Annotated in this window: 23 protein-coding genes; 14 read left to right on the plus strand and 9 right to left on the minus strand. The window is 64.4% G+C overall.

All coding sequences use genetic code 11. The features are described 5' to 3' along the window. Positions 1 to 191: 191 nt before the first annotated feature. The 4 genes from dksA (at position 192) to ACVW1C_RS34395 (ending at position 3,726) form a co-directional block, all read left to right on the plus strand. A complete protein-coding gene (gene dksA / locus ACVW1C_RS34380) occupies positions 192 to 557 on the plus strand; it encodes an RNA polymerase-binding protein DksA (protein ID WP_172803574.1) in 366 nt (121 codons plus the stop codon). A gap of 254 nt (positions 558 to 811) precedes the next feature. Then, entirely contained in the window at positions 812 to 1,618 is an 807-nt protein-coding gene (locus tag ACVW1C_RS34385; protein WP_456762064.1) for a phytanoyl-CoA dioxygenase, read from the plus strand. A gap of 185 nt (positions 1,619 to 1,803) precedes the next feature. Further along, positions 1,804 to 2,832 carry an SDR family oxidoreductase gene (locus ACVW1C_RS34390; RefSeq protein ID WP_456762065.1) on the plus strand — a complete coding sequence of 343 codons (1,029 nt, stop codon included), beginning with the start codon at positions 1,804 to 1,806 and terminating at the stop codon, positions 2,830 to 2,832. A 108-nt stretch (positions 2,833 to 2,940) separates the two neighbouring features. Continuing rightward, positions 2,941 to 3,726 (plus strand): 2-keto-4-pentenoate hydratase, encoded by a 786-nt coding sequence (locus ACVW1C_RS34395; RefSeq protein ID WP_456762066.1) that lies wholly within the window; start codon positions 2,941 to 2,943, stop codon positions 3,724 to 3,726. 3 nt (positions 3,727 to 3,729) lie between these two features. Here ACVW1C_RS34395 and ACVW1C_RS34400 read toward each other — a convergent pair whose 3' ends face one another. Next, positions 3,730 to 4,482, minus strand: coding sequence for a carbonic anhydrase (locus tag ACVW1C_RS34400; RefSeq protein ID WP_456762067.1), 753 nt, complete (start codon positions 4,480 to 4,482; stop codon positions 3,730 to 3,732). A 525-nt stretch (positions 4,483 to 5,007) separates the two neighbouring features. On the opposite strand from ACVW1C_RS34400, the gene ACVW1C_RS34405 reads away from it, so the two are divergent. From ACVW1C_RS34405 to ACVW1C_RS34430, 6 genes are all read left to right on the plus strand, one after another. Further along, positions 5,008 to 5,331, plus strand: a complete 324-nt coding sequence (locus ACVW1C_RS34405; RefSeq protein WP_050403489.1) for an ArsR/SmtB family transcription factor — start codon at positions 5,008 to 5,010, stop codon at positions 5,329 to 5,331. Further along, a complete protein-coding gene (locus ACVW1C_RS34410; protein WP_456762068.1) occupies positions 5,328 to 5,759 on the plus strand; it encodes an SRPBCC family protein in 432 nt (143 codons plus the stop codon). The genes ACVW1C_RS34405 and ACVW1C_RS34410 overlap by 4 nt, the downstream gene beginning before the upstream one ends. Before the next feature lie 139 nt (positions 5,760 to 5,898). Beyond that, positions 5,899 to 6,132 carry a hypothetical protein gene (locus ACVW1C_RS34415; RefSeq protein ID WP_176530227.1) on the plus strand — a complete coding sequence of 78 codons (234 nt, stop codon included), beginning with the start codon at positions 5,899 to 5,901 and terminating at the stop codon, positions 6,130 to 6,132. Positions 6,133 to 6,187: 55 nt separating this feature from the next. Further along, entirely contained in the window at positions 6,188 to 6,622 is a 435-nt protein-coding gene (locus ACVW1C_RS34420) for a DUF1801 domain-containing protein (RefSeq protein WP_456762069.1), read from the plus strand. Between the two features lie 40 nt (positions 6,623 to 6,662). Next, positions 6,663 to 7,163: an N-acetyltransferase family protein gene (locus tag ACVW1C_RS34425; protein WP_456762070.1), complete on the plus strand. Its 501-nt coding sequence runs from the start codon at positions 6,663 to 6,665 to the stop codon at positions 7,161 to 7,163. Positions 7,164 to 7,214: 51 nt separating this feature from the next. Further along, the gene (locus ACVW1C_RS34430) at positions 7,215 to 7,652 is read left to right on the plus strand and encodes a phosphatase PAP2 family protein (RefSeq protein WP_456762071.1); all 438 of its coding nucleotides are present in this window, start codon (positions 7,215 to 7,217) and stop codon (positions 7,650 to 7,652) included. A 32-nt stretch (positions 7,653 to 7,684) separates the two neighbouring features. On the opposite strand, the gene ACVW1C_RS34435 is transcribed toward ACVW1C_RS34430, so the two are convergent. The 8 genes from ACVW1C_RS34435 to flgF form a co-directional block, all read right to left on the minus strand. Next, positions 7,685 to 8,146, minus strand: coding sequence for a hypothetical protein (locus ACVW1C_RS34435; protein ID WP_456762072.1), 462 nt, complete (start codon positions 8,144 to 8,146; stop codon positions 7,685 to 7,687). Between the two features lie 115 nt (positions 8,147 to 8,261). Beyond that, positions 8,262 to 8,561 (minus strand): hypothetical protein, encoded by a 300-nt coding sequence (locus tag ACVW1C_RS34440; protein ID WP_456762073.1) that lies wholly within the window; start codon positions 8,559 to 8,561, stop codon positions 8,262 to 8,264. Positions 8,562 to 8,756: 195 nt separating this feature from the next. After that, positions 8,757 to 9,050, minus strand: a complete 294-nt coding sequence (locus ACVW1C_RS34445) for an antibiotic biosynthesis monooxygenase (protein ID WP_207831121.1) — start codon at positions 9,048 to 9,050, stop codon at positions 8,757 to 8,759. A 96-nt stretch (positions 9,051 to 9,146) separates the two neighbouring features. Next, complete coding sequence (locus ACVW1C_RS34450; protein WP_456762074.1) at positions 9,147 to 9,581, minus strand: hypothetical protein; 435 nt, start codon at positions 9,579 to 9,581, stop codon at positions 9,147 to 9,149. Positions 9,582 to 9,910: 329 nt separating this feature from the next. Beyond that, the gene (gene flgH, locus ACVW1C_RS34455) at positions 9,911 to 10,663 is read right to left on the minus strand and encodes a flagellar basal body L-ring protein FlgH (RefSeq protein WP_173637557.1); all 753 of its coding nucleotides are present in this window, start codon (positions 10,661 to 10,663) and stop codon (positions 9,911 to 9,913) included. Positions 10,664 to 10,668: 5 nt separating this feature from the next. Then, on the minus strand, positions 10,669 to 11,724 hold the full coding sequence (flgA, locus tag ACVW1C_RS34460) for a flagellar basal body P-ring formation chaperone FlgA (RefSeq protein WP_456762075.1): 1,056 nt from the start codon (positions 11,722 to 11,724) through the stop codon (positions 10,669 to 10,671). A 2-nt stretch (positions 11,725 to 11,726) separates the two neighbouring features. Beyond that, positions 11,727 to 12,515 carry a flagellar basal-body rod protein FlgG gene (flgG, locus tag ACVW1C_RS34465; protein WP_173637555.1) on the minus strand — a complete coding sequence of 263 codons (789 nt, stop codon included), beginning with the start codon at positions 12,513 to 12,515 and terminating at the stop codon, positions 11,727 to 11,729. Positions 12,516 to 12,531: 16 nt separating this feature from the next. Then, positions 12,532 to 13,296, minus strand: coding sequence for a flagellar basal-body rod protein FlgF (flgF, locus tag ACVW1C_RS34470; protein WP_092115410.1), 765 nt, complete (start codon positions 13,294 to 13,296; stop codon positions 12,532 to 12,534). Between the two features lie 382 nt (positions 13,297 to 13,678). Between flgF and fliL the strand changes: the two genes are divergently transcribed. Genes fliL through ACVW1C_RS34490 form a run of 4 tightly spaced genes read left to right on the plus strand, consistent with a single transcriptional unit; the run spans position 13,679 to position 16,655 of the window. Beyond that, positions 13,679 to 14,167 carry a flagellar basal body-associated protein FliL gene (fliL, locus tag ACVW1C_RS34475; RefSeq protein ID WP_176530235.1) on the plus strand — a complete coding sequence of 163 codons (489 nt, stop codon included), beginning with the start codon at positions 13,679 to 13,681 and terminating at the stop codon, positions 14,165 to 14,167. Between the two features lie 18 nt (positions 14,168 to 14,185). Beyond that, complete coding sequence (gene fliM, locus ACVW1C_RS34480; RefSeq protein ID WP_456762076.1) at positions 14,186 to 15,388, plus strand: flagellar motor switch protein FliM; 1,203 nt, start codon at positions 14,186 to 14,188, stop codon at positions 15,386 to 15,388. Then, positions 15,385 to 15,855: a DUF6468 domain-containing protein gene (locus ACVW1C_RS34485; protein WP_456762077.1), complete on the plus strand. Its 471-nt coding sequence runs from the start codon at positions 15,385 to 15,387 to the stop codon at positions 15,853 to 15,855. Before fliM ends, ACVW1C_RS34485 begins: the two co-directional genes overlap by 4 nt. Further along, positions 15,852 to 16,655 carry a MotE family protein gene (locus ACVW1C_RS34490; protein WP_456762078.1) on the plus strand — a complete coding sequence of 268 codons (804 nt, stop codon included), beginning with the start codon at positions 15,852 to 15,854 and terminating at the stop codon, positions 16,653 to 16,655. Before ACVW1C_RS34485 ends, ACVW1C_RS34490 begins: the two co-directional genes overlap by 4 nt. Positions 16,656 to 16,876 lie beyond the last annotated feature (221 nt).

Raw genomic sequence — 16,876 nt, forward strand, 5'->3', positions numbered from 1 at the left:
GGCAGCACGGATAAGTTTGCCTGTGCAAGGCCTTGGGGGCAGCCCGCCTTTCGCGGTGGCAGATATTGTCTGTCACATGACGTGGCTATATAAGGCGCCGCGCGGAGGGGTTTTGTTCCCTCCGCCAGACAGGGACATGGCTGCCTTTGGAAAAGCTGAAGAACTACCGGCCGACTGAAAAAGAGCCTTTCATGAATGAGCGGCAGCGTGATTATTTCCGCGCCAAGCTGCTGGCCTGGAAGGATGAGATCCTCCGCGAATCGAAGATCACGCTGCAGACGTTGCAGGAAGAGAACGTCAATCACCCCGACCTCGCGGACCGAGCTTCCTCGGAAACCGACCGCGCGATCGAACTTCGTGCCCGTGATCGTCAGCGCAAGCTGATCTCCAAGATCGACGCGGCGCTCCAGCGCATCGAAGACAACACCTACGGCTATTGCGAAGAGACCGGTGACCCGATCTCGCTGAAGCGGCTCGAAGCCCGCCCGATCGCGACGCTGTCGGTGGAAGCGCAGGAACGCCACGAGAAGCGCGAGAAGGTCTATCGCGACGAATAGTGGCGGTGGACCGCTACAGATTGATTCCGGCGCGCACCGGTCGTACGTTCGCGCCGCCATGATGACACGTACTCTCAACATCGCATCGGTCTTCTTCCTGGGCTGATCTCGTTTCCGCCAGGCAACACGCTTTCACGCGGAGCGCTGATCGTCCCCGCGAGCCCGGGCTCGCGGGATTCCAGTGAACCGAATGAGCCGGCCAAACTCCGCGCCTCGCGGAGCATCGACGGCTGGCGATGATTTGAGAGACAATCATGACCGATCGAGACGACACGCGTGCGCTCAGCGACGCGCAAATCGAGCAATTCATCGAACAGGGCTTTGTCCGGATCGACAACGCCTTTCCCCGCGAACTCGCCGATGCGGGACGTGCCATCATGTGGCGCGACCTGCCGTGCCGCGAGCATGATCCTTCGACCTGGACGCGCCCGGTGGTGCGGCTGCCTGGCTATGGCGAGGAACCATTCCGGCAGGCGATCAACTCGCCGCTGCTGTATCGGGCGTTCGACCAGATCGCAGGCCCCGGCCGCTGGTCTCCGCGCCACAACATCGGGACCTTCCCGGTGCGGTTTCCGCATCCGGACGATCCCGGCGATGTTGGCTGGCATATCGACGTCAGCTTTCCCGGCGACGATTGCGACCCGCACGAGCGGAGCGACTTTTCCGCCTGGCGGGCGAACATCGTCTCGCGCGGCCGGGCGCTGCTGATGTTGTTCCTGTTCTCCGATGTCGGCGAGCACGATGCGCCGACCCGGATCAGGGTCGGATCGCATTTTCAGATGGCGCGTTACCTCGCGCCGGCCGGCGAGGCCGGACGCGCACGCATGAACCTCGCGCAAATGGGCGCCGATTGCGAGCTTGCGCTGGCAACCGGCGAGGCGGGCACGGTCTATCTGTGCCATCCCTTCCTGGTGCATGCCGCACAGAAGCACCGGGGAACGAGGCCGCGCTTCATAGCGCAACCGTCGCTCAGTCCCGCCGAGCCGTACCGGCTCGAGCGTGACGATGGCGCCTATTCGCCGGTCGAGATCGCGATCCGGCGCGCGCTCGGCATGGGTTGACGCTGTCGTTCCGCAAACTTGGTCCAACTCTCCCGCTTGCGGGGGAGGTCGGATCGCATCGTTAGATGCGATCCGGGTGGGGGCTCATTCTACTTGTCCGACGTCAGATAGTGACCAGATGCGGCCTGTGCAGGGTGGGCGGTGCATTGTGTGCCCGCCTGCCGAACCATGAAGAGGGCAGCGACATGAGCACGGTTTTGGTCACGGGCGGATCCGGTTTCATCGGCGTGCACACCATTCTGCAGCTGCTTGCCGACGGGCATGCGGTGCGAACCACGCTGCGCAATCCGGATCGCAGCAAGGACGTGATCGCGATGCTGCGCGAGGGCGGCGCGCTTGCGGCCGACCAGGTCGGCTTCGCCACCGCCGACCTGCTGCGCGATGACGGCTGGCGCGAGGCGGTCGCAGGATGCGACTACGTGCTGCACGTCGCATCGCCGCTCGGCGCGCATGTGCCGGAGGATGAGAACGAGCTGATCGTTCCGGCGCGCGAAGGCACGTTGCGGGTGTTGCGCGCGGCGCGCGACGCCGGCGTCAAGCGCGTCGTTGTGACGTCGTCGTTTGCGGCGATCGGCTACGGCCATCCGCCGCAAGCCAAGCCGTTCGATGAGACCACCTGGTCCAACCTCGATGGTCCCGATGTGCAGGCCTACCCGAAATCCAAGACGCTGGCCGAGCGCGCCGCCTGGGATTTCGTCGCGCGCGAGGGCAACGGCCTCGATCTTGCCGTGGTCAATCCGACCGCGGTGTTCGGCCCCGCCCTCGGTGCCGACTTCTCCGAGTCGATCGGCATCATCAAGGCGCTGCTCGACGGCGCGATGCCGGCGGTGCCTCGGATCCATTTTGGCCTTGTCGACGTGCGCGACGTTGCCGACCTGCATCTGCGCGCCATGACCTCGCCCAAGGCTGGGGGCGAGCGCTTCCTGGCGGTCGCCGGCGAGACCATGTCGGTGCTGCAGGTGGCCCGGCTGCTGCGCAGGAAACTCGGCAGCAAGGCGCGGCGCGTGCCCCGGTTCCAGGCGCCGGACTGGATGATACGGCTCGCCGCGCGGCGCAGCCCGTTGGCCCGCGCCGCCCTGCCGCTGCTCGGCAAGGTGCGCCGCTCGACCAGCGCCAAGGCGCAGAACCTGCTCGGCTGGCGTCCGCGCGGCAATGAGGAGATGGTCGTCGCGACCGCCGAGAGCCTGATCAGGCTCGGCCTGGTCAAGGCTTGACGGCCTCGCCCGTCCGGCGTGCTTGCCAGACGCGTCGGCGAGTGCTGAATTGCAGTGAGCAGACGGAGGCGCCACCGCGCCGCCGAGAACGTCAGGGAGGCTGCGCAGATGGATCGGGTCCTCGCGGCCGCAAAGGCGATTGCCAGTGCGCGCCGCAGCCGCGCGCCGCTCAAGGCGCTCGCCAAAGACATCGTGCCGCTCGACGAGGCCGAAGGCTATCGCGTGCAGTACGCGCTGCATGATTTGCTGCAGCCGCAGGTCGGCAGCCTCGTCGGCTACAAGATCGGCTGCACCAGCGCGGTGATGCAGGAGTATATGAACATCCCGCACCCCTGCGGCGGTGGTGTGTTCGAGAAGGTCGTGCACGACAGCGGCGTGCGGCTGCCGGCGGCCGACTTCGTCCATGTCGGCGTCGAATGCGAGATCGCGGTGCGGCTGGCGCGCAGTCTCGCTCCGAGCGAAGCGCCGTTCACCGCCGAATGGGTCGCGGAAGCGATCGAGGCCTACCATCCGGCGATCGAGATCGTCGACGACCGTTATGTCAAATGGGAGACGCTCGGCGCGCCGACGCTGATCGCCGACGACTTCTTCGCCGCCGGCTGCGTGCTCGGCGAGGCCGTTCCGCGTATCACCGTGCCCGATCTGCGCAAGGTCGCCGGACGCGCGCTCGTCAACGGCAAGGAGGAGGGGCGCGGCACCGGCGCCGACGTGCTCGGCCATCCCCACAACGCTCTCGCCTGGCTCGCCAATCATCTCGCCGCCGAAGGCCGTGGCCTGCATGCCGGCCAGATCGTGCTGACCGGCAGCCTGGTCAAGACGATATGGCTGAAGGCGGGCGACACGGTCGTGATGGAGCTCGAAGGGCTCGGCAAGGTGGAAGCGACGTTCACCTGACTTTCAGGTCGCCGGTCGCCTGGCGTCCGTGACCAGCTCGACCTTGCCGTCGGCCAGCCGATAGACCGCGCCGACGATCCGGAGCTTGCCCTGATCGACCGCGGCGCTGAGGATCGGCGTCGCCGTCTTGAGCATCGCGACGTTGTCGATGACGTTTTGCCTGATGGCGTTGGCGAGCCGGTCGCCCGGCTTGCCCTCGGTCGCCTTCACCGCAGGCGCGATCGCGGTGACCAGCGAGGGCAGATGGCCGGGCAGGGTGGTGTTGTCCTTCAGCGACTTGATCGCGGCGTCGACCGCCCCGCAGCTGTCATGACCGAGCACCATGAACAGCGGCACGCCGAGCACGGACTGCGCATATTCCAGGCTCGCGATCATCTCGTCGCTGGCGAAATTGCCGGCGACGCGGCAGACGAACAGATCGCCGCGACCGGTATCGAAGGCGTATTCCGGTGCGATGCGGGAGTCCGCGCAACTCAGGATGCCGGCGAACGGATTCTGTCCGCCGGACAGCGCCTCGCGCTCGTGCTTGAAATCATGCCGCCGCGAAACGCCTTCGACATAACGCAGGTTGCCCTTCACGAGCCGGTCGAGCGCGGCGCCCGGCGGCAGCACGTTCTGCGGCTTCGGCGGCCGTTTTTTCTCTTTGGCCGTCACAGCCGGCGCAAGGGTGAGACTGACCGCGGTGCACGCCGCGCCAGCGAGGAAGACACGCCGGGAGGTTCGGCTGGAAGGCGTGATTTCGCAGAGCTGGCACATCAAGGTTCTCCGTGAACAAGGACCGCACCGCGCGATATGTGTAGGTCATGCGCAGTGCCTTCGCAACGCGGTGCATTCGAGCGCTTGCGACCGCCACGCCCGCAATCGTCGTCCCTGCCTAGTGCGCAATTGCGCACGGGAGCAGGGACCCATACTCGGCGGCGGATGTCGTGAAGGGACCCGTTATGGGTCCCTGCTTTCGCAGGGACGACACCAAGCATGTTTAGCGGTCTGTGAGCCAAACATCCGCATGCCCGCGATGAGTTGGGTCAGACGCCAAGCGGAATATTTTCTTATTGCGGGATTGACAGGCTTTGCTCAGTTGCCCGAACGGGCAAATCAGCGGCTGATGGATAGCCAATCAGTTATGGGTATGTCGGCGCGGCCAATTCCGCGCCAAGCACACCGAAGGTATTGCAGCATATTGCGGCACGATCGCCAGGTCGGCGTTCCCCAACTTCTCGCTTGACAAATACATAGCCGTCTGGTTATACGTTAATCCATAACCAGCGGGCTATTGATCCGATGCCGGACGCTCACGACGTGCTGTTTCGAACCCTCGCAGACCCGACCCGCCGGGCGATCTTCGAGCGCCTGTGCCGTGAGGGCGAGCAGACCGTCGGCGCGCTGACCGCGCGGGCAAAGATCTCGCAGCCGGCGGTGTCAAAACATCTCGGCGTGCTGAAGCAGGCCGGGCTGGTGCGCGACCGCCATGAAGGAAGGCAGACGCACTACAGCGCGCAACTCGGCGCGCTGGCGCCGCTGATCGACTGGACCAGCCAGATGGCGGGCTTCTGGCAGAACCGGTTCGACCACCTCGAAGATCTTCTCAAAAGGATGGACCAATGAACAGGACCACCGCTGAAACGCGCTCTGCAATCGTGGAGCGCGAGTTTCCCCATCCGCCGGAAAAGCTCTGGCGCGCGCTGACGCAACCGCACCTGATGGAGGAGTGGCTGATGAAGAACGACTTCAAGCCCGAGGTCGGGCACAGCTTCAATCTGCGCGGCGACTGGGGCGGTGTGCTGGACTGCAAAGTGCTTGCCGTCGAGCCGCACAAGACGCTGTCCTACACCTGGAATTTCGCGCATGCGGATGCCGCCTACAATCTCGAGAGCGTGGTGGTCTTCACGCTGACGCCGACGGCGAAGGGCACCCATCTGCGCGTCGAGCAGTCCGGCTTCCAGCCGCATCAGAAGCAGGCCTATGGCGGCGCCCATGCCGGGTGGAAGCAGTTCCTTGAGAATCTCGATCAGCTGCTGGTGCGCGAAGGCTGATCGTCCTCTCTCTCTCGTCATTGCGAGGAGCGATAGCGACGAAGCAATCCATCGATCCGCGTACTCGGTGCGATGGATGCTTCGCCTCGCTCGCAATGACGGCAATACACAAATTTGCACCGACCCAACAGGAGATCACATGAACTGGAATAACTGGATCAGGCAATTTCACCGCTGGCTCTCGATCGCCTTTACGGTTGCCGTCATCATCAACATCGTCGCGATGGTGCTGCAGCAGCAAGCCGTCTGGATCGGCCTGCTGGCGCTGTTCCCGCTGATCTTGATGCTGCTGAGCGGCCTGTATCTGTTCGCGTTGCCCTATCTGGCGCCGCGGCGCGAGCGTGGGGCATCGACCCGGGCGTCACAAGCGTGATGTCTGGACATTCCAAATGTGATTGCATGGGACAGGCTTATAACGCGAGGCAGCAATGACGGCATCGGAACGTATCGACCAGATGATCGCGGATCTCACCGACTGGCGCGGCAAGACGCTCGCCAGCCTGCGCAAGAGCATCCTCGCCGCCGACTCCGGAATCGTCGAGGAATGGAAGTGGATGGGCAGCCCGGTGTGGTCGCGCGACGGCATCATCGCGGTCGGCAACGCCCACAAGGGCAAGGTGAAGCTGACCTTCATGTATGGCGCGCAACTTCCCGACCCCGACAAGCTGTTCAACACCGGCTTCGAGGGCAATGTACGGCGCGCGATCGATCTGTTCGAGGGCGACAAGATCAACGACCGCGCGCTGAAGGCCCTGATCCATGCCGCGATCGAGCTCAACCAGGCCAAATCCAGCAAAACTGCGAAGAAGCCGGCGAAGAAGGCGGCCGCGGGCGCTCGCGCAACCGCGAAGAAGAAGGCATGAGCTGCGCCGGCATGCAGCTTGCCGATCCGGTCCGTCCGCGATGATCGAGACCAGGCTCGCCACATCGTCGGATGCGGAAGCGATCTCAGCGCTGCTGACGGCCAACACCGGCGACCGCGGCAACATGTTGCTCGGGCAGTGGCCGCGCGAGGTGATTGAGACGCGCATTGCACGCGGACAATCGATCGTAATCGCGACCGGCGATAAAGGCAGGCTGCTCGGCGCGCTCCTGACGTCGGAGGAGGGATTCGGCGAGGCGCCGCCGGTGCAGGCCATGCTGAAGGCCTGGCCGGGGAGTCCCGATGCGTATGTGTACGGCCCCGTGTGCGTCGCCCAGGACGCGCGCGGCCTCGGCGTCCTCAAGGCGCTCTACGCCAGGCTTCAGGCAACGTTTCCCGGCCGCGAGGCGATCCTGTTCATCAGGGAAGACAATCCGCGCTCGCTCAAGGCGCATCTGCGGCTCGGCATGCGCGCGGTCGCGCGATACGACTTCGGCGGCAAGGTTTTCGTGGTCCTGAGCGACAGGTCCGACCCCGGATAGCCCGGACCGCGCCGGGGAACCTGCGTTCTGCGCACGGGAACTCAGGTCCCGGTGTCAGCAATATCGGGAAACAGATCGTTCACCATCAAGGGGGCCTTTGTCTCTTTCGACCATCCCGTCGCGATCCTCGATGCGCTGCCCGAGCACGCGGGGATCTATCATCCCGCGAAGTTCGAGTACTTCCGCAACGGCGTGTCTCCGGAACTTCCGTTGAACAATCTGCAGGGCGTCGTGACCTTTCCGTCGTTCCACACCTGTCTTGCCTTGATGACGATTTTCGCGACGATCGACACACGGTGGCTGTTCGGTATCACGCTGATCTGGAATCTCCTCGTCCTCGTCTCGACGCTTCCGATCGGCGGGCATTACGTCATCGACCTGACCTGCGGTGCGCTGCTGTGGCTGGCGGCGATGAAGATCGAGGCGATGCTCGGCAGATCGTTCATGACCTTGCGCGGAATGCCGATGCCGCAAGCCGTGTCCGCCTAGCGATCGAGGCGAGGCGGCAAAGCCTGCCGAGATCAAGGAATCGTGCGCGGCTCCACTGTATCGGCAAGGCGTTTCGCGTCGCGGACAAGCGGGTAGATTCCGATGCACGTAAGCACGCCGAACACGATTGCGCCGAATGTCCGCGTGAAGTCCGCCGACTGCAAGATCACGGCCATCACCGCGATGCCAAAACCCGATGAGAGCATGGTGAAGAAGAGATAAGACCAGAGGAATTGAGTTGCCTGCTGATTGGCCATCTCGCCGGCAGCCAGCCGGCGAACCTCGCGGCGCGTCCAGAACCAGTCGGAGATGACAGGGACCGCGAATAGAATCGTGACAGCGAGGGAGAGGCCATCGAAGCGCTTGATCGTGCTTGCGAGGCACAGGCCGAACACAAAGGCGCCGACGGCGCCGCAGGAAGCATGTGCGACGAGCTTCATGACCGTGGTCGGCCTGGTGCCCATTGCGATCGTGTCTGTGCTCGTTCCGCCCATGTGGCGTTCGCGTCATCATACCGCGAGCCTCGACGATTGTCGCGTGGATCACGATCTCCGACAGCTCCGTCCGGGCGTCAGCTCCCTGGCCCCGGCTCCAGAGCCGGCGACGTCGCTATGCCGAGATGTCGACCGCCTGGCCGGCCTTGCCGGCGTTCTTCTCGAACGACTGCTCGATCAATTCCTTGATCTTCTGCTCGACCGCGGCGCGTTGATCCGGCGTCATGGTCTTCAGGTCCTGCTCGGACAGACCCATGCTCTTGAGGATATTCGCGTGCATGCGGTCCATCGGGCTCATCTGCGCGTATTCGAGAAATTTCTGCTCGACGGTTTCGTCGGATGGGTTGCCGCCAGTGGATTGTGTGGATCCGGCAGCGTCGGCCGTCAGCGGCTTCTTCAGTGTGCCAGTCGTCACGCTTGCCTGTGACCGGCCCAAAGGCCGAGATCGACGCCATCTGCGCGCGCTGTCCCCGTTGCAATGCTGCAATCGTGGAGCAAATGGCGTGCCATCCGGCGCGTCAGTGAATTCAAAGAGATCGCGATGATGCGGCACGCGCCCGGCGTGCAGCAGGAAAGTCCTGCCGGGTGAACTTTGCCGGGGAAGCGGCCGTCACGCCTTGGTGTGCACGATCACCGGTCCGGCAATTGCCGTGACTTGCCCGACCAGCAACGGGCCGAGATTGTCATCGATCCAGGCCAGTGCGCGGCGGTTGGCTTCCTCGGCGCCGGCATGGTTGTTGAAGATGCTGATCGCGGTGACCGTGTCGTCGCCGGCATAGACCACGTAATAGGCCATGAAGCCTTCGACATCGCTGATGATCGGAATTGCGCCTTCCTTGATCCGGCGCGCGAGTTCTTCGGCGCTACCAGTCTTCGCCTTGGCGTGACGGATGGCGGCATACATGCGTTCCTCCTGCCGGCTGCATCGATCGTGCTGCGCTTCGCGCATGCGCGATGGTACGCCTGAAGCGGCGGAGATGCCATCGGGATTGCGGACCGATCAGCTGAAGCGCCGCGTCACGACGGCCGTGCGGCGGTCGGGGAGCTTCGGCAGCCTCGTCAGATCCGCGCGCGTTGCCATGGTTTTGGGGCCGGGGGCGGGCGCCGGCTCCTGTTGCTGCAGAAACAGCGTGGCTTCGAACAGCACGCCGGGGGCCTGCTTGGCGGTGCCCGAGCACACCGCTCGATTGCCACGGAAGGTGCCGGTCAGCTGCGCCTCGACCTCGTCGCATCCGAACACGGTGGTGAACGGGCCGTCGGCATATCGGTGCGTCGTGAGGACTGCCGTGAAGCGGTCCTCATCGAGCTGATAGGAGCCGGCATAGGTGAACATGGCGTCGCCGCCTGTGATCCTGCCGTTTGCGAGCTGGACTATTCCGGTGCCTTCGCCCCGCGGCGTCCGGAACCACGCCGCATATTGTCCGTCTCTTTGCATGACCGTCATAGAAACAGAAAACCCTGCGTTGTCTCCTTGCTACGTTGCAAGCGTCGGGACTGCTACTGCGGGCTGCTGCAACGGTTAACGAACCGAGAAAGCGATCGCGCGAGTTGCGCGAAGCGGTATCGGACTGATGCGTGACGATCGCGCGAGTGCATTGGACCGGTCACAAGAACGCCACGGCCCTCGCCAGGGGAGCTAGCGAGGGCCGTGTTGGTACACCGCGCCACGCCTAGGTTCGCGACGAGATGTGGGAGCTCGAAAAAGTCTTACTCAGGCATGATCCGTTTCCGAAGACCGGTTTCCACTTTTCGGGATCATGCCCGTCAGAAGGGCAAGAGCACGTCGAGAACCTGCTGGCCGTAGCGCGGCTGTTGCACGTCCGTAATCTGGCCGCGGCCGCCATAGGCGATGCGGGCCTGGGCGATCTTCGAGGAGTCGATCGTGTTGTCGCTCTGGATGTCTTCCGGACGCACGATGCCGGCCACGATCAGCTCGCGGATTTCGTAGTTGACACGGATCTCCTGCTTGCCTTCGACCACAAGATTGCCGTTCGGGAGAATCTGGGTGACGACGGCGGCGACGTTGGTTTGCAATGCTTCCTGGCGGTTGACCGAGCCCTTGCCGTCGCTCGAGGCCGTGGAGTCGGCGGTCAGGATACGGCCGGGCAGGATCTTGTTGGCCTGCGTGATGGTCTGCGAGCCCAGGAAGTTGGTCACCCCGGAATCTTCGGAATTGGTGCGGCTGCGCTGGGTTTCGTTGGCGATCGCGGCCTTGTCGGTGATGTTCACCATGACGGTCAGGATGTCGCCGACGCGCGCGGCGCGCTGGTCCTTGAAGAAGGCGCGCGAGCCGCTGCGCCACAGCGAGTTGGGGCTGTAGGAGGCGACCTCGGGCTTCGGCATAGGCATCTGCACCGGCTTGTAGCCGGGCTGCGCCGTCGGGTTCTCGATCTCCGTCAGCTTCGGCTTTTCGCCGATCTGGGAGAGACGGTCGATCGACGAGCAACCGCTGGCGATCGTTCCGAGCGCGAGCAGCGCACCGGTCAGGATGAGGCGGTTGATGCGGTACTGGGACATGAACTTCACTCGGCGTTTGGTGCGACTGAACTCAGCTTGACGGGAGCGGAATCTGAAGAGGCGGCGTCGGCGGCCGGCGCTGCGCGCGGCGTCGCGACCGAGATCGAAACCTCGCCGCGCCCGGTGACGACGCCGGTGACGGCGCGCTTGGACTGCAGGTTCATCACGTTGACGACATCGCCCTCGGCGCCGCCATCCATCGCCTTGCCGCGGATCGTGAGGTAGAGACCGGAGGTGCGGTAGACCAGCGTGACGTTCTGGTCGCGGGTGACGAGATCGGGTTTTGCCATGTCGGCTGTGCGCAGCGCCTGGCCGGCGCGGATCTGGCGGCGCATCTGCATGCCGACGGCGCTGTCGCGCACCGCCGCGTCGTTGCCGATTTCGGCTTTCGGACGGCGCTCGACTACCACGTCGGAGGCTTTCAGCACGTCGCCGCGTTCGACATTGCGCGTCAGCACGGCGGCCTCGATGGTCTCGATCGCGGTGCCGGTGAGGCGCAGCTTGTACGGAGCCGTGCCGGCTTCGTTGCTGACCTCGAAGGTGACGTCGAAACGCGTCGAGCGCGGGTCGTAGCGCACGGCGACGGGCTGCATCGCGCCGGTGTTGGTTGCCTCGAGGCGGAGGTCGCCGGGATCGCGGTCGAAGGTCAGCGCGATGTTGCCGGCCCTGCCGAGCCCGTGGCGGCCCTCCAGCGCGCGCGTCAGCTGCTGCTCGATCTCCTTGCTGTCGATGGTGCGCGCGAGCCGCGTGACGGTGATCTCCTTCAGCTCGCGGGTGTCGACGCCGATCACCTGGTGAGTGCGCAGCACGTTCAGCACCTGCGCGACCGGCAGCGTGCCTGTGGTGCCGAGGTCGGGCGCGCGGTAGATCGCAATGCTGCCGGCGCTGCCGGCGTTGTCGATGAGGTCGCCGACTCGCACGATGTCGTCCGCGACCGTGACGCTGGCGCGCAGCGTCGGCACCGCGATGGTCTCGCCGCGGGCTTGCGCTGCAGCTGGTAGCGCGGTCACCGCGAGGAGCGCGGCTGCGATCAGGAACGAGCGGGCGATCATCGACATCATCCTCAGCGGAACAGGTTGGAGGTCGACTGCATCATCTGGTCGGCCGCGGAGACCACCTTCGAGTTCATCTCATAGGCGCGCTGCGCGGCGATCAGGTCGGAGATTTCCGAAACCACCTCGACGTTGGCCTGTTCGAGATTGCTCTGCTGCATGTCGCCGTAGCCGTCGGTGTTGGCGATGCCATCCTGCGGCTGGCCGGAGGCCGGCGTTTCCTGGAACAGATTGTCGCCGATCGGCATCAGGCCCGCCTTGTTGATGAAGCGGGTCAAGCCGATCTGGCCGATCGTGGTCGATGCGGTCTGGCCCGGCAGCGTTACCGAGACCTGACCCTGCGCATTGATGGTGAGGCCGGAGGCGTTCTGCGGGATCGTGATCGTCGGCTGCACCAAATTGCCCTGCGCGTTGACGATGCGGCCCTGATTGTCCATCTGGAACGAGCCGTCGCGGGTGTAGGTGAAGGTGCCGTCCGGCATCAGGATCTTGAAGAAGCCTTCGCCGCGGATCGCGATGTCGAGATCGTTGCCGGTCGGCGACAACGTGCCCTGGGTCATCATCCGCGGTGTGCCGACGGTCTTGACGCCGCCGCCGAGGTCGATGCCCATCGGCATGATGGTGTTCTGGTCGGAGGCCTGCGCGCCGACCCGGCGCACATGGTCGTAGATCAGGTCCTGGAACGCGGCGCGCTGCTTCTTGTAGCCGGTGGTACGCAGGTTCGCGATGTTGTTGGAGATCACCTGAACGCTGAGTTCCTGTGCCGCCATTCCGGTCGCCGCGGTATAGAGTGCGCGCATCTGTCAGTCCCCCGGATCAGTTCGGCACGTCGGCGAGCTTCTCGATCGCCGATTTGTGCAGGTCGCTCTGCTGCTGGAGCAGCGAGGCGATTTGGGTGTAGGTCCGCGTGATCTCGATCATGCGGCTCATCTCGACGACGGAATTGACGTTCGACTTCTCGATGAAGCCCTGGCGGATCTGCGCCTTGGTGTCCGGCTGCGGCACCGCGCCTTCGCCCGGCACATAAAGGTTGGAGCCTTCCTTCAGCAGGCGCTGGGCCTGCGCGAACGAGACCAGGCGCAGCTTGCCGCGGATCGAGTCGAGGCGGGACGTGCCCTCGAGCACGCTGACGTTGCCGTCGGGGGCGATGTTGACGTCGTGATCGGTCTGCTGGAACGTGATCGGGCCGGCGGTGCCGAGCACCTGATAGCCCGAGGCGGTGACGAGCTGGCCGCGATTATTGATCTGAAGGTTGCCGTCGCGGGTGTAACGCTCGCCGCCCGGCGTCTGCACCACCAGGAAGGCGTTGCCGTCGATCGCGACGTCGAGCGGATTCTTGGTCTCTTCGGTCGGGCCCTGCGAGAAGTCGTGGAAGGTCGCGCGGTCCTGCACGAAGGAGACGCGGCGGTCGGAGGACGCGAAATTGTCCTCATGCGCGTTCGAGGACAGATATTCCTGGAACAGCGACCGGTCGGCCTTGTAGCCGTTGGTGTTCATGTTCGCGATGTTGTTGGAAACGACATCCATCTGCCGTTCCAGCACCATCTGCTTCGATAGTCCGACCAGAAGCGTATTCTGCATCGGTGGTTCTCCCCTGTGAGGTGATCCGATGCGAATGGTTCTCCCAAACCTTCACGCCGGACCGTCGGTAACCATTGGGTTCTCCCAAACCCGCCAGTCACGTCGTCCTCTCAGCGAAACCCGTGCCAACTTGAAATAATCAGATATTTGAATGGTTTAGGTGTTTTGCAGGGCGCCGTCCCGGGCGGCAGAAAGGTCTTGTTGACCATGTTGCCCGGCAGTTTTTTCCTAGTGGAAGGTAAATCCTAATCTTCCGTTAACCATTATGGCCCCAGTGTTGCCGGCATTGGGGCGCGTGTGCGCCGGCGGCCTTTGTATCGCGTCTTCAAGCCAAAGCTGGGGCAAATCGCGTTCGCATCCTTCGAGTCGAAGCGAGCGGACGATGGCGGACGAGGAAAAGACGGATGGCGGCGAGGGCGCGGCCGCTCCGAAGAAGGGCAAGCTCAAGCTGATCATTGCCGTCGTCGGCTTCCTCGTCGTGCTCGGCGCGGGCGCGGGCGGATGGTTCTTCTTCATGCGCGGTCACGGCGAGGAGCAGCACGCCGAAGCGCCGCCGCCGAAGCCGCCGAGCTTCGTCGACGTGCCCGACATGCTGGTCAATCTGGTCGGCGCGCCCGGCGAGCGGGTGCAATATCTCAAGCTGAAGCTCGTGCTCGAGATCAAGGAAGAGAAGCAGGTCGAGGCGATCAAGCCGGCGCTGCCGCGCGTCACCGACCTGTTCCAGACCTATATGCGCGAGTTGCGCCCGAGCGACCTCAACGGCTCGGCCGGCCTGTTCCGTCTCAAGGAAGAGCTGACCAAGCGGGTCAACCTCGCACTGGCGCCTAACCAGGTGAACGCGGTGCTGTTCAAGGAAGTCGTGATCCAGTGACGGGGCGGATGTAAAGCCATGGCCGGCAACGACCAGATGGACCAGGACGCCATTGCGGCCCAGTGGGAAGCCTCGCTCGATTCCGAGGATCCCGCGGCGGCCGCGGCGGAAGCTGCCAAGAACGAGCTCACCGAGAACATGGCGCTGCAATGGGCCGCCATGGTCGAGGACGGCAGCCGCGACTTCGGCGGCAAGAACACCAACGGCGAGCGCGTGCTGTCGCAGGAGGAGATCGACAATCTCCTCGGCTTCACGGTCGGCGACGTCAGCCTCGACGATCATTCCGGCATCCGCGCCATCATCGATTCCGCGATGGTGTCCTACGAGCGCCTGCCGATGCTCGAAATCGTGTTCGACCGCCTGGTGCGGTTGATGACGACCAGCTTGCGCAATTTCACCTCCGACAACGTCGAGGTCTCGCTCGACCGCATCACCTCGGTGCGCTTCGGCGACTACATGAACTCGATCCCGCTGCCGGCGGTGCTCTCGGTGTTCAAGGCGGAGGAATGGGAGAATTTCGGCCTCGCCATGGTCGACTCCAACCTGATCTATTCGATGATCGACGTGCTGCTCGGCGGCCGCCGCGGCCAGACCCAGCTCAAGATCGAGGGCCGGCCCTACACCACGATCGAGACCAACCTCGTGAAGCGGCTGGTCGAGGTGGTGCTGTCGGATGCCGAGCAGGCGTTCCGGCCGCTGTCGCCGGTGACCTTCACGATCGACCGGCTCGAGACCAACCCGCGCTTTGCCGCGATCAGCCGCCCGGCCAACGCGGCGATCCTGGTGCGCCTGCGCATCGACATGGAAGACCGCGGCGGCAATATCGAATTGCTGCTGCCCTACGCCACCATCGAACCGATCCGCAACGTGCTGTTGCAGATGTTCATGGGCGAAAAGTTCGGCCGCGATCCGATCTGGGAAGGCCATTTCGCCACCGAGGTGGCGCAGGCTGAGATTGCGGTCGATGCGGTACTGTACGAGGCCGATATCCCGCTCAAGGAGCTGATGAAGCTCAAGGTCGGCGACACGCTGCCGCTGGACATCCGCTCCGACGCGCTGGTCTCGGTCCGCTGCGGCAATGTCACCCTGACGGAGGGGCGCATGGGCCGCGTCGGCGACCGCGTCGCGATCCGCGTCACCAAGAATTTGCGTAAACCCCAAACCACCTTCGCGATGTTCGAGAAGGCGGACGAGCGGACCAAGATGATGGAGGCACCATGAGTCATGTGCTTGGACTGGCAATCGAGAGTCTGGTGGCCGTGCTGCTGATGCTGACGATCGGCTATTGCTGGCTGCTCAACAAGCGGCTGCAGCGGCTGAAGGCGGACGAGCATTCGCTGAAGGCGACGATCGCCGAATTGATCACCGCGACCGAGATCGCCGAGCGGGCGATCGGCGGGTTGAAGCACGCGGTGCGCGACGTCAACGAGAACCTCGGCAACCAGCTCGATGCGGCGGTGCAGATGTCGGCGCAGCTGAAGAACCAGCTGGCGGAAGGTGATGGTGTGGTGCGTCGCCTGTCCAAGATCGCGATGGCCGCGCGTCCGCCGGAGCCCGCGCATGCACCGGCAGCAGCGGCGCCTGCTGCGCCGGCGGCGCAGGCACCCAGGGTTTCGGCGGCGCGCGCGGTTGCCGCGGCGGCTGAAGCCTTCACCGAGCGCAGGAGGGCCGGCGGCCTCGCTGCATGAAATTGCTTCGTGACATCAGAGTGATGCCCGTGGTGCTGGTCGCGATCTTCGGCCTGATGGTGCTGAAGGTCGCGGGCCTCGTGCTCGATGGCGGTTACGTGTTTGCCGACGACGCGCCGTCGGCCGGCCCGTCCTGGGCGCAGCAGAATTTCAACTTCCCCGGCGCTCCCAAGTCCGTTGCCGACGGCAAGATCAAGGCCGATCCCGGCGATATCACGGGATCGGTCGAGGGCAAGGACGCGAAGAAGGACGAGGCTCCGAAACCGGCCGCACCGGCCGCGGAGGCGCCCAAGCCCGACGGCGTGGTGGTCAATCTGGATGCGCCGCCGCCGGTGTCGGCGTCCGAACGCGCGATCCTGGAACGGCTGCAGTCGCGCCGCCAGGAGCTCGAGACGCGCGCCCGCGAGGTCGAGATCCGCGAAAGCCTGCTGAAGGCCGCCGAGAAGCGCATCGAGGCCAAGGTCGAGGAGGCCAAGGCCAATGATGCCAAGGCGAATGCCGATGCGGCGGCCAAGGCAGAAGCCGACGCCGCCCGCTTCAAGGGCATCGTCACCATGTACGAGAACATGAAGCCGAAGGACGCCGCAAAAGTGTTCGATCGGCTGGAGATGACCGTGCTCTACCAGATCGCCTCGCAGATCCAGCCGCGCAAGATGTCGGACATCCTCGGCCTGATGCAGCCCGAGGCCGCCGAACGGCTCACGGTCGAACTCGCCCGCCGCGCCGGCGGCGACAAGTCGGTTTCAACAGACGATCTGCCCAAGATCGAAGGCAAGATGCTCACGCCGAAGACGAATTGACGGAGCGTGTCAGCCTCGGAGGCTAATTTTCGGTAGGTTTCGTGCGCGAGCCAGGCGACGCGCCTTCGCGACGTCGGCGATAGCCGTAGCGACGAAAGATGGATCGTCCTCATCCAGCGCCGCTGCAATTACAAGCGGTTTGCTGCTCAAGTGCTTTCAGATGATCCTGGATGTCGAATCTCGTCGTAGCAAGCGGCAGCTTGAACCATCCATTTCCGCGA

It is taken from the genome of Bradyrhizobium sp. USDA 4011 (assembly GCF_054063415.1).